This is a genomic window from Microcystis wesenbergii NRERC-220 (genome assembly GCF_032027425.1).
GTDB classification, from domain to species: Bacteria; Cyanobacteriota; Cyanobacteriia; order Cyanobacteriales; family Microcystaceae; genus Microcystis; species Microcystis wesenbergii_A.
Genome location: NZ_JAVSJA010000001.1, coordinates 3,360,001 through 3,372,107, shown reverse-complemented (window position 1 = coordinate 3,372,107; position 12,107 = coordinate 3,360,001). Strand labels below are relative to the sequence as shown.

The window sequence follows — 12,107 nt, the reverse complement described above, 5'->3', positions numbered from 1 at the left end:
AGAAAACGGGTTCCTTCGAGAAACCCGTTTTCTAGATATTAGGATAAGATTATTGGATTCTTGCGAAAGACTGCTTAAATTCTGCGAGAGAATTAGCGGTAGCTGCTAATTTTAGTAGCTCTTCTAAGATAGTAGGGTTAGTGATTTTGCCGATTATCTCTTCAATTTCTGAAGAAATTTGTCCAAAACGCACAGTTAAAACTGTTTTGATGTCATCGCGGCTTTTTTCTAACGCGCCAATTTCCTTGCCAATTTCCTTGCCAATTTCCTTACCAATTTCCTTGCCAATTTCCTTACCAATTTCCTTGCCAATTTCCTTACCGCGTTCTATTCCTCGTAACTCCATATTACTCATTAAAGCCATGGTTCTTTCCTCCTCAAATTGTTTGATTTTACTCTCTAAACTTGTCTGCAATTCAGTTGATAAAGTCATCATATTGTCGATGATTTCAAACAGTTTAACTATCTGTTCCCTCTCGAACTCCTTTTCATACAATCCCCTGATTAACCTCCACTTCCACTGTTCCCGTTCTGGCAGCTTCCCAGTAGTCGCTTTTGTTTTCAGGTGTGCCATGACTATTATAGCAAAGGGATTGCTACTTGTTTCTAGTTCTGACCAGCTTTCCTCATAGTCCAGTAATTTAACCGTTGGGAATTTGAGGCTGACTTCACAACCAGCGATAGTATAATTATAGGAATCTGGTCGCCAATTTACTCGTTCATCTCCTAATATAGCGAGACTGATAACCGGTTTCTGATACAAATCAAAAGCCCGATAGTTATAAATATACATCCTCTGAGGGAAATTTTCTTCGTATTGGCTTTGAATTTCAATATGAATCAAAATCCAGACTTCTTCTCCACTGAGTAACCAGACTTTATAGAGTTTGTGAGCGAAACGTTTTTTTGTCTTTGCTGAAGCGGTAATCCGTTTGAGTTCTTTTTCTAGGGATTCGGGAGTTTTTGTCCAATCAATTAGTTGGTGAACTTCAGAAAAAAAGAAGTATAAAAACGCTTCAAAATACTCGGTTAATGCTTCTTTTCAAGGTTCATCATAATTGGCGGTTGTTTGTTTCATTATGACAATTTTAGTGGGTTGTTGTCAGAAGGATATCGCTAACGTCAAAGCTAGGCAGTTAAAGTATTTAACCAATTGATTAAATCTTCAACCGTAGAGAAATCGAATAAAGCTTCTCTCTCACAAGTCCAGAAAACAGGTTTCTCGAAAAAAACCGTTTTCTAAATAGTTTCTCGCAGAAACCCGTTTTCTAAATAGCACCTTTTTCTGATTTTTCTTGCCAAGTACCGTGAAACCCTGGAGGGATAACACTGGGTAATTGCAGACAGCAAAGGGGTTCTTTTTCTAGCTGCTGACTATCATAGATTCTTACTTGGCTGCTGTGATTATTGCCGTCGTAAACCACGACGATTAACCATCCCGTTTCTGGAGATAAACCATCGGAGATAAAAATCGGTTCACTACCATAACAGTTATTTTCTAGATAGGCAATAGTTAACTTACCTGTGGAGTGATTATAACAAGCGGGAAGTCCGATAATTTCCCGACGAATATCGCTATCGGGACGATGGACAGCTAAAAAAGTATTTTGCCATTTTTGTCCCACCAGTTGCGGGGAAACCACGGGAAAATCACAGCTTAAATCCGAGAGAATTTCCTGATTAATTACCTTTGCTGATAGGGGATTAATGGTAATACTTGCCAATTTTCCGATGGCTAAAGTTTCGGTTTTACCCGTGGCAACTTCTTTTAAAAATTGATTAGTTTTAAAGTCGTCATAACGGACAAAAACAATTTCAAGATTGCCTTGGTCATTCACACAACCATTAGCGAAGTGCCATTGAAACCATGAATCTGTAACACTTTCACTGACTAATTGCAGAGAATCTCGCTCAAAAATTAGTATTCTTGTTCCTAATTCTGGCTGCCACTGCATGGCATCACTAAAAGTTTTAAATCCCAACAGTATCGATAATTTATCCGCTTTTATCGGTGGGACAAAAAAGACGAGATACTGTCCCGCTAAAACAAAGTCATGCAGCAGAGACAATCTATCTAAATTAAAAGTTTTTTTCTGGATAATTTGACCAGTGGAGTCAGACTTATAGAGATTTAAACTAACTTTGGCACTGATTGTCACCCCGAAATTAAAAATCTCTCCTCTGGACAAATCTAGCTTAGGATGAGCGGAAAAAGTTTCCTTTGCTTGTAAGCTAGATAAATTATCTAAGCCTAGGGTTTCTAAAGATTGTAAATCTAATTTATGGGGAAAACCTCCTTCCCAGAGAGCTAATAATTTATCTGGTAAAGCTAACACCGAGGTATTAGCGGCATTTTTTACCTCTTTTCCCCAATTATTCCAAAAAAAGCCGGGGGCATTCATGCCATAATTAGGAAATAAATATTGATTAGCGGCGCTTTCTTGCTGATAACCAGCAGTCTGAACATAACGATAGGTGGCACTGGCTCCATTATCATGAAAATTTACAGCTAAAACTGCCCCATCTCCATCAAACCAATGACCAACTTTCTGCTTACCTCTTTCTAATCTCCCCGGACCATTGCGATAGAGACTCCCCCGCAATCCATCGGGAATTTTCCCCGATAATAAGGTTAATTGCGTTTCAGAAAATTCCACTGCTGGTTTTTCTAAAGATTTTGCCCAAGCTTTCATAGATTTGTTTTTTTAGTGATTACATAGTTTAAGTATAGCCCTAGACTAGGTTCAATGACGATAATTTCGCCAGTTTACCAGTTAATTAGTATTCACCGCAACCCATCAATTATGTCATGATAAAGTGTCGGGATCAATTCCCAGAGAACGGATATATTCAGCTAAACGTTCAGCTTTAAGACGCTCTTGTTCTAACCTTTTAGATAACTCAATAGAAGTTAAAAATTTCTGACCATCTAAACTATAAATTTCTAACTCATCTCCTCTCAATTCAAATCGGATATTTAACCGAGGACTAATCCATCCCTTAATCTCAGGTATAGAACTTAATATTCCTTCCCGTCTCAACCATCCTTGAAAATTATGAGAATCTGGATCATAGAGATAGTATTCTTCCACTCCATAACGTTGATAAAACAGGAGTTTTCGCTCCATTTCTTCTAAACTATTAGAAGGGGAAAGAATTTCAAAGACCACTTGAGGAGCAATATTATCTTCTTCCCATTGTTTATAGGAACCCCTTCTTCCTTTCGGACGACCAAATACTACCATAACATCGGGAGCAACGGGTCCAGTAATTTTTTTATCTTGGACGGGATACCAGAGCAGATCCCCCGCAATAAAAACGTTAGGAGAATTAGCAAAGAGAATCTCTAGGTTTTCTTTAATTTTCACGATCCATTCATATTGTTCGGTATTATCGGCCATGGGTTTACCGTCACTATCTGGGTATTCAATATCTGGATCAATAGCTGGTGTAAAGGTCATAATTTATGCTCTGAGGTTATTTGTCTGAAGATTATAATTTTAGCATCTGTAAGACCTGATCTATTCCCCTATATCTAGGGAGACATAACATCGTTATATCCCGACAGGTTACGTTGATAGGATTGATTTGCCTAAGTCTATATTTGTAGAGACTTGTCATGTTTAGTCTCTACAAAAGGGGTTAGAAAATAACGGACATATTGATCACTGATGGGACTACTTCTAAGCTAAGACGCATTTAAAGCGCTTATTCTTAAGATTAGCCGAATCTCCCCCAATCCCTTTACTGTTGCAAGAGTGCAAGAGCGCAAGAGTGCCTCGTCTCAACAAGCAATTTAAATGCGCGGGCAGCTTATCTGTCTCTACTGGATGAGTAGCAACATCGCTAAAAAACATCTGCTCCGCCTACTGCTGCCCCTCTACAAAGATGCCAAGGCGGCCGGCTACCATTGGTTAGCCCTAGAAACTGGGGACCTACTGTCCCGACTTGATCGAACCCCGGAAGTGGAGGTGCTTAAAAATCAGGCCCTCCCTTCCCCCCTAGTAGATGCGCTCGAACCCCAAGAAGCTTGGCAACTGTGCCTGAATGCCTTGGCTAATCTGTGCGCGCCAACACCAACCCCGGGTAAATCCAACCCCGTCGTCCGCCTTGCTTGGTTTCTCAGTATCTATTCCGAGGATTATTTCCTGCAACCAAAAGAACAGAAACTCGACGCGCGGGGCAATGGTCGTCGCGGCCGTCCCGTCTCCCTTAAACGTCTGCGAAAAACTGGGGAAATTGACTATTTAACCCCGCAAGACCTGAAAATTTGCGCCCATATCTTCGTGGAATCCAGTTACTATGGCCAGAACGAGTATCACTTTGAGCGCCGGGCAATTCTCGAACTGATCGGTCATCCCCTGGTGTTTTGGGAAGATTCCCCCAGAACGAGGGTAGAAATCGTCGCCGGGGAACTGGAATTGCGAGTAAGTAGGGAAAAATCGGGTAAATTAATCCTGTCTTTACTGCCCGATCTCAGCGAGCGCCAAGAAGTGCTGATTTGGAAAGAAACCCCCACTCGCGTTAAGGTAATCGAAGTCAAGCCGGAACACCGAAGCATCGCCGACATTATCGGCAAAAGCAACCGCTTAGAAGTCCCCGACAAGGGCCGGGAAAAAGTGCTGGCCGCAATCAATTCCCTGTCCGGGATGGTGACAGTACATTCCGATATCGGGGGAGGAAAAGCAGCCCGGTCAGTGGCAGCCGATAGTCAACCCCGGATTCATCTCTTACTGGCCGGAGAGGGTTTAAAAGTGGCGGTTCTCACCCGTCCTTTTGGGGCAGCCGGTCCCTATTTCCGGCCTGGAAAAGGGGGCGAAACAGTGATCGCCGAGATCGAGGGGGAACGGCTGCAAACAACTAGGGATCTAGCCCTAGAGAAAAAACTAGCGCAAACAGCGATCGATTCTTGTCCCACCCTGATCAGTTTTGAGGAAGAAAACGGGGAATGGCGGCTAGAAAATCCGGAGGATTGTCTCGATCTACTGCTGGAATTGCGGGAATTAAGCGATAGTGTCCTCGTGGAATGGCCAGAAGGGGAAAAATGGCGGGTGTCGCGTCAGCTTCGATTACAGGACCTACACCTAAATATCCACAGTCAGCACGATTGGTTTGCGGTAAGTGGGGAACTGCACCTAGAGGAGAAATCGGTGCTGAGTATGCAGGAGTTGATGAAACTGCTAGAGGGATCGCCGGGGCGGTTTATTCCCCTCGGAGATGGTCAATTTCTCGCCCTAACCGAGGCATTTCGGGAACGGTTACAGGAAATGCGCGCTTTCTCGGAAAAGTCCGGCGACGGTTTGCGGTTTCATCCCTTTGCTGCCCCGATTCTCTCCGAACTCAGCGAGGAAGTGGGACAACTCAAGGCCGATAAACGTTGGCGCGACAATTTACAACGCTTTCAGGAAAGTCAGGATTTTACCCCAGAAGTCCCCTCAACTCTACAGGCAGAATTGCGCGATTATCAATTGGAAGGCTTTCGTTGGTTAGCTAGGCTGGCCCAGTGGGGGGCCGGGGCCTGTTTGGCCGATGATATGGGATTAGGGAAAACTTTACAGGCCCTGGCAGTAATCCTAACCCGCGCCTCGGCGGGACCGACTTTAGCGATCGCTACTACTTCAGTATGTTTGAACTGGATTAGCGAGGCGGAAAGGTTCGCACCCACTTTAAATATCATCCAATTGGGAACAGGCGATCGGCAAGCCCGACTCGATCGACTGCAACCTTTCGATCTGTTGGTCTGTAGCTATGGGTTATTACAGCAGGAAGAAGTGGCAACCATGTGGGCCAGGGTAGAATGGCGGACAATCGTTCTCGATGAGGCCCAAGCGATTAAGAATTTCTCCACCAAGCGCTCGAAAGCGGCAATGAATCTGCGGGGGGATTTTAAATTAATCACCACGAGAACACCGATCGAGAATCATTTAGGGGAATTATGGAATCTTTTCCGTTTTATTAACCCCGGATTGTTGGGATCCTTGGAAAGTTTTGATCGCCATTTCGCCACCCCGATCGAAAAATACGGCGATAAAACCGCTCGCGAACAGTTAAAAAAACTGGTGCGGCCTTTCCTTCTCCGGCGCACCAAAAACCAAGTTCTGGCGGAATTACCGCCGCGTACCGAGATTTTAGTCCCGATCGAGTTAAGCGTCGAGGAGAAGGCGTTTTACGAGGCCTTACGGCGGCGCGCTTTGGAGAAATTAAGCGAGAGTGACAGTACCGCCGGGGCGAAACATCTCCAGGTACTGGCAGAGATCATGAAATTACGCCGGGCCTGCTGTCACCCGCAGTTAGTGGCTCCAGATTTGGATTTAGCAGGCTCGAAATTGTCCCGTTTCGGGGAAATTCTGGATTATTTATTGGATAATCAGCATAAAGCGTTGGTATTTAGTCAATTTGTCGATCATTTAGCGATTATCCGCAGTTATCTCGATCAAAGACAGATAAAATATCAATACCTCGATGGTAGTACCCCTGCTGGCGATCGGCAGAAACAGGTGAAAGCTTTTCAAGCGGGGGAAGGGGACGTATTTTTAATTAGTTTAAAAGCCGGGGGGACAGGATTAAATCTCACCGCGGCCGATTACGTTATCCATCTTGATCCCTGGTGGAATCCCGCAGTGGAGGATCAGGCCTCCGATCGCGCCCACCGCATCGGCCAAAAACGTCCGGTGACGATTTATCGCTTAGTGGCCAAGGATACGATCGAGGAAAAAATTGTTGATCTGCACCACCATAAACGCGATCTTGCCGATAGTTTATTGGCGGGAACCGACGCAAGCGGCAAGCTATCTACCGACGAATTATTACGCTTAATCGCCGAGGGATAAAAATATCCCCGACCCCGTTTAAATGCGGCAAATACTGCCAATTAAACTAACTTTTTGATAGCTGCTACTAACTGCTCGATTTCCGAGGACAAAGTGAAATAATGAACACAGGCACGGACCGAGAGGGGGTCGAGGAGAGTTCGCAGTAAAAACCCTTGTTTTTCTAGCTGTTGCACTAACTTTTGTGGGGTGATGGCCGAGTCAATTTGAAAGGAAACTAAACCGGATTCTGGTGGAGAATTTTTTAAACATTTCACCCCTTTAATCGTCTTTAATTCCCCCCAGAGATAAGCCGCTAATTGACAGATTTTTTCGTATCTTTGTCCCCCATCACCCCAGGCGTTATGTACCGCAATAGTTGCCCTTAAACCCTCAAATTGAGGATAGGCAGAAGTGGCCACTTCAAAGCGTCTGGCATCCGGTTTCCAACCGATAGGCTTTCCTCGGTTATCTGTTTCAATACCGCGCCAACCGATAAAAGTGGGCTGTAAACTAGGGAAAATTTCGGGACGAATATACAATCCTCCCACACCGGCCGGTCCACACCACCATTTATGACCTGTAAAAGCATAACAATCGGCGCCGGTAGCGCTTAAATCTAAGGGCAAACAACCCACGGATTGGGCAGCATCCACCACCACTAAAACGGGTTTTTCGGTGACAGAATTATCATGACAAAGTTGCGAGATTTCCTTGAGGGGTAAAACCTGTCCGGTATTCCAGGGAACATGACTAACCACCAAAACCCTAGTTTTTGGACGTAAATGAGCGGAAATGACTTCTATTGGGTTGCCGCCGTTTAAAGTTTCCCGAATAGGACAAGTGGAGATTTCCAGATGATAACGACGGGCAATTTCCCGAACTGTGGCGATAATTCCGGGGTGTTCACAATCGGTTAGTAAAATATGTTCCCCCGCTTGCCAGTCAACCCCCCAGAGGGCGATATTACAGCCTACAGTGACATCCTCAGTGATAGAGAGAGTGCTGGGGCTAATTCCCAATTCCTGAGCCATTTCTTGTCTGAGAAGTTCCGTTTTTCTGGTAATCCAATCGTTTACCCGTCCTGAAAACGGCCCCTGTTGTTGGAGAAAATTATGGGCATCGATAATCGCTTCTAATCCGGCCTTGGGCAAGGTTCCCTGACCACCGAAATTAAAATAAACTTTATTACTAAGTCCCCGAAATTCCTGTCTTTGTTCGGCTAAATCCGGTTTACTAACGGCGCAATCGAGGCTATTTTCGTCTAAATTCTGCATAAGCGAGGAGATGGGGGGGTCAGTTATCAATTATCGGTTATCAGTTATCAGTTAGAAGGTGTTGGGTTTTAAGGTTTTAGGGTTTTAGTTGAATTCCCCATTTCCCCATTTCCCCATTTCCCCACTTCCTGACGACCGACGACCGAAGGCTGAATTCTATCGACGGATTAAGTCGTAATTGTCACAATAGTATTAAAGTAGAGGAAACATACTTGGGAATGTTTTCTTTTTTTAAGTTTATTATTTTTTACTTTACCTCACTGGTCTAGGAAAGCTTAACTTTTCTCCTTGTATAGAATGCTACTGACCGATGATCTACTTCTAGACTACCAACGTTGTCAACGCCGTGCGTTTTTAAATCTCTACGGCAATAGCCAAGAAAAAGACCCTGAGCGAGATTTTTTGCTTAAATTGCGCCAAGAGAGTCAAAGTCACGTTAAAAAAGTCCTGCAAGACTCCTATCCCGATTATTGTTCCCTGACTACCCCCATCACCGATATTTTAGCCGCCGCTAGGGAAACGGAAGCTTTGATGCGTCAGGGGGTACCCTGTATTTATCACGGAGTCCTTTTACAATCTGGCTATCCCGTCTCTTTAACCGGGTCACCGCATTTATTAATTAAACAGGCAGGAGAGTCGAAATTTGGCGATTGGATTTATTATCCCCTCAATATACAACTCGGTCGCCGTCCTAAGCCTGAATATAAGATTATGGCTACTTTTTACGCCTATTTATTAGCCAGTATGCAGGGAGTTTTTCCGGGTTATGCCGAAATTGTCCTGCGTCGTCATAATCGCTATCGGGTGGAATTGAATCTCTGGTTAACTAAACTAGAGGAAATAATCAAAAAGTTCGGCGAAATGGTGATTAATCGCCAAGAACCAGAAGTTTTTATCTCGCGTCAGCGTTGCAGTTTATGTCATTGGTATAGTCACTGTTATGGTATCGCCCAAGCGAGTCAACATCTTTCTTTAGTTCCGGGGGTGACTCCCAGTCGTTACCAATTTTTACAGTCTTTGGGGGTTGCCACCATGGAATCCCTTGCGCTTACCTGTCCTACCCGTATGGGGGAGGGGATGGGGTTAGAGGTGGCTAATCAGTTACAATTACAGGCCCAAGCAATTATTGAAAATCGGGCCTTTCGCAAAAGCAACGGGAAAACTGCTTATTTGTCCCCCCTACCGAGAGCCGAGATTGAATTTTATTTTGACATCGAAGCGGAACCAGAACAGAATTTAGATTATCTTTTGGGGATTTTACGGGTTGATTATCGAGTTAATACCCAGCAATTTTATCCCTTTTTGGCAGAAAAGCCAGAAGATGAAGGCAGGATTTGGCAGGAATTTTTAACCTTAGTCATGCAGGATTATCAAGCACCAATTTTTCACTTTTCTGAGTACGAAGTGGAAACAATTAAGCGATTAGGTTATCTTTATAAAACCCCTTCTTCTTTGATTAATCAGTTAGTTTCTCGCTGTTTTGATCTACACTATCAGGTAGTTAATTCGGTAACTTTTCCCGTGGAAAGTTATTCTTTAAAATCCCTCGCTAACTGGATTGGCTTTCAATGGCGCGATCAAGGAGTAAGCGGGGATCAATGCGTTTGGTGGTATGACCAGTGGTTAAAAACAGGAGATCGGACTTTATTGGCGGCTATTTTGCGTTACAATGAGGATGATTGTCGCGCCACCTTTATACTAAAAGATTGGCTTGTAAACTTTTTAATTTGATTCTAAAGATTTATGACAAATAGGGGGGTAGGTAACATCTGCTACCCGTAGCTGCAAAGGGAAAATGATAGGCTATGAATGTGAAGACAGTCCCCTCACCCAATGGTGATCCCCATGTTCTCCCCACTTTTTCCGCTTCTACTCCTACTGCTTTCCTTCCTTAGTCTTCTCTGGTATCAAAAGACCGATAATGATATTTTTAAAGCTCTTGCCGTTAGTAGTTTGATTTTTGCAATTATTTGGGGCTTAATTCTCGTTCATTGGTCAATTCACCTGCTGGGACTGCTGTTATTGTTAAAATTCAGATCCCCCGCTTTCAGTTTGGTGCGCGTGCCTAGATGGTGATGGTTTGACCCTAATCTTCCAACTGTCGGGTAAGTACTTCGATCGCTTGTACATCGATCGTACCGGGAGGGGTGAGAATAATAAACTTACCCCCTGCCACTTTTAACGGTTCACCACAGTTAGGACATTGGCATTCTGTGCGATTAAAACCCGTAAATTCGTAGCTACAGACGGGACAGCTATCTTCAACTAAATTGCGTCGCAACCACCAGCGAAAAATCCCCCAAGCAATGACAGGGGAAAATATCAGGAATGCCACGAGAATTAAAAAACTATTGACTAACCAACCTAGTCCGATCGAGCCTAACAACAAGCCGACTAAAATCAAAGATAAGAAACAACCCAAACCAGAATCATTGACAGAATAGCTGCGGAAAAAGTTGTTATTCACGGCTCAACCCTCGATTCATCAAAGCTGCAATTATCTTTAACCTAACACATTCCCAACACATTGCCACGGTTAAATCTTCTTTTTGACTCACTGGTTCCTCGCTCTATTCTGCCTTGGGTTTAGTTTTGATCGAGATTATCCAGATTGACATCCTCATCGCTGGGGCCGGACGGTGATGACCGGCAGCTCGAACAGATTTAACCCAAAGAACTTCGGTTGGGCTTCGGCCGTGATCTCAGGCTTCGACGGTGAGATCAGCCGAACCGCCGAACCGCCGAAACGCCGAACGGTTGAAGCGTCAACCAGATGCGCCTTCTTTGCCGAAAGTCTTGAAGAAAAAAATTTAATCACCAGTTATCAAGAGAAAGAATTGTGAACGCAAAGCGCTCGCTATGCGAGATCGAACCTATTCACAGAAGGCTGAAGATATTTAGGGTTTGATCATCAAGATATAGGAATCGGAGACGGCGGTTTGGACTGAGATTTAATTTAATTGCTGGCATTGACAATTATGAACTTGCTTGAGGCTATCATCGAAAATTTGGGTCTGAAACCCCGTCGTTCTACGACGGCTTTACTGTTAAATATGAGCATCGTTTACGAAATATATGCTAAAATGTGAGGTATGGAAAAAGCCTACTCGTTTCGATTTTACCCCACACCAACACAAGAGTCGCTATTGCGGCGCACATTGGGCTGTGTAAGATTGGTTTACAATAAAGCTCTCCACGAACGAACACAAGCTTGGTATGAAAGACAAGAAAGAGTAGGCTACGCTCAAACTTCTTCAATGTTGACCGATTGGAAAAAGCAAGAAGAATTAGACTTTCTCAATGAGGTAAGCTGTGTACCCTTACAACAAGGGTTAAGACATTTACAAACAGCTTTCACTAACTTCTTTGCTGGTCGTACTAAGTATCCTAACTTTAAGAAAAAACATCAGGGAGGAAGTGCCGAATTTACTAAGTCTGCTTTTAAAATTAAAGACAAACAAATCTATTTAGCTAAATGCACAGAACCTTTACCTATTCGATGGTCAAGACAAATACCAGAAAGCTGTGAACCAAGCACAGTAACAGTCAGATTACATCCTTCTGGACGTTGGCATATTTCAATTAGATTTGATGACCCAACAATTAAGCCTCTACCAGTAACAGATAAAGCCATCGGAATTGACTTAGGAATTAGTAGCCTTGTGATTACCAGCGATGGTGACAAAGTATCTAATCCTAAGCATTTTAAAAAGCATTATCGGAGACTGCGAAGAGCATCGAAAAATCTTTCTAGAAAACAGAAAGGGTCAAAAAATCGGGAAAAAGCAAGAATCAAAGTAGCCAAGATTTACGCTCAAATCACCGATAGCAGAAAAGACCATTTACATAAGCTAACCACTCAATTAGTTCGTGAAAACCAAACGATTGTGGTTGAGAATTTAGCCGTCAAGAATATGGTCAAAAACCCGAAATTATCTCAGGCAATATCTGATGTAAGCTGGGGAGAAATTACCCGACAATTAGCCTATAAATGCCGTTGGTATGGGAGAAACTACATCGA

General features: G+C 43.6%; 8 protein-coding genes and 4 pseudogenes (1 of these 12 running past the window's edge). 5 read left to right on the top strand and 7 right to left on the bottom strand.

The window, feature by feature from the left end; all coding sequences use genetic code 11:
- Positions 1–49 precede the first annotated feature (49 nt).
- The 4 genes and pseudogenes from RAM70_RS16475 to RAM70_RS16465 all read right to left on the bottom strand — a co-directional run bounded on the left by RAM70_RS16475 (position 50) and on the right by RAM70_RS16465 (position 3,461).
- Positions 50–1,078 (bottom strand): annotated as a pseudogene (locus RAM70_RS16475) (RpnC/YadD family protein).
- 50 nt (positions 1,079–1,128) lie between these two features.
- A pseudogene (locus tag RAM70_RS23010) lies at positions 1,129–1,194 on the bottom strand (DUF4351 domain-containing protein); the annotation flags it as partial.
- 74 nt (positions 1,195–1,268) lie between these two features.
- Positions 1,269–2,693, bottom strand: coding sequence for a carotenoid oxygenase family protein (locus RAM70_RS16470; RefSeq protein WP_312674667.1), 1,425 nt, complete (start codon positions 2,691–2,693; stop codon positions 1,269–1,271).
- Between the two features lie 114 nt (positions 2,694–2,807).
- Complete coding sequence (locus tag RAM70_RS16465; RefSeq protein ID WP_190380750.1) at positions 2,808–3,461, bottom strand: Uma2 family endonuclease; 654 nt, start codon at positions 3,459–3,461, stop codon at positions 2,808–2,810.
- A gap of 354 nt (positions 3,462–3,815) precedes the next feature.
- On the opposite strand from RAM70_RS16465, the pseudogene RAM70_RS16460 reads away from it, so the two are divergent.
- A pseudogene (locus tag RAM70_RS16460) lies at positions 3,816–6,830 on the top strand (DEAD/DEAH box helicase); the annotation flags it as partial.
- Positions 6,831–6,871: 41 nt separating this feature from the next.
- On the opposite strand, the gene RAM70_RS16455 reads toward RAM70_RS16460, so the two are convergent.
- Complete coding sequence (locus tag RAM70_RS16455; RefSeq protein ID WP_045357694.1) at positions 6,872–8,086, bottom strand: aminotransferase class V-fold PLP-dependent enzyme; 1,215 nt, start codon at positions 8,084–8,086, stop codon at positions 6,872–6,874.
- Positions 8,087–8,383: 297 nt separating this feature from the next.
- Here RAM70_RS16455 and RAM70_RS16450 point away from each other — a divergent pair, with 297 nt between their 5' ends.
- Positions 8,384–9,817, top strand: coding sequence for a TM0106 family RecB-like putative nuclease (locus RAM70_RS16450; protein WP_312674664.1), 1,434 nt, complete (start codon positions 8,384–8,386; stop codon positions 9,815–9,817).
- Between the two features lie 102 nt (positions 9,818–9,919).
- The gene (locus RAM70_RS16445; RefSeq protein ID WP_045357690.1) at positions 9,920–10,162 is read left to right on the top strand and encodes a hypothetical protein; all 243 of its coding nucleotides are present in this window, start codon (positions 9,920–9,922) and stop codon (positions 10,160–10,162) included.
- Between the two features lie 10 nt (positions 10,163–10,172).
- Here the strand turns inward: RAM70_RS16445 and RAM70_RS16440 are convergent, their stop codons facing one another.
- Both RAM70_RS16440 and RAM70_RS16435 read right to left on the bottom strand, forming a co-directional pair.
- The gene (locus RAM70_RS16440; RefSeq protein WP_045357688.1) at positions 10,173–10,553 is read right to left on the bottom strand and encodes a hypothetical protein; all 381 of its coding nucleotides are present in this window, start codon (positions 10,551–10,553) and stop codon (positions 10,173–10,175) included.
- A 153-nt stretch (positions 10,554–10,706) separates the two neighbouring features.
- Complete coding sequence (locus tag RAM70_RS16435) at positions 10,707–10,904, bottom strand: hypothetical protein (RefSeq protein ID WP_312674660.1); 198 nt, start codon at positions 10,902–10,904, stop codon at positions 10,707–10,709.
- Between RAM70_RS16435 and RAM70_RS23005 the strand changes: the two are divergent.
- Both RAM70_RS23005 and RAM70_RS16425 read left to right on the top strand, forming a co-directional pair.
- Positions 10,890–11,078 (top strand): annotated as a pseudogene (locus RAM70_RS23005) (hypothetical protein); the annotation flags it as partial. The gene RAM70_RS16435 and the pseudogene RAM70_RS23005 overlap by 15 nt on opposite strands.
- A 100-nt stretch (positions 11,079–11,178) precedes the next feature.
- On the top strand, positions 11,179–12,107 hold the 5' portion of the coding sequence (locus RAM70_RS16425) for an RNA-guided endonuclease InsQ/TnpB family protein (RefSeq protein WP_312674658.1). It continues 259 nt past the right edge of the window; only the first 929 of its 1,188 coding nucleotides appear in the window; its start codon is at positions 11,179–11,181; its stop codon lies beyond the right edge, outside the window.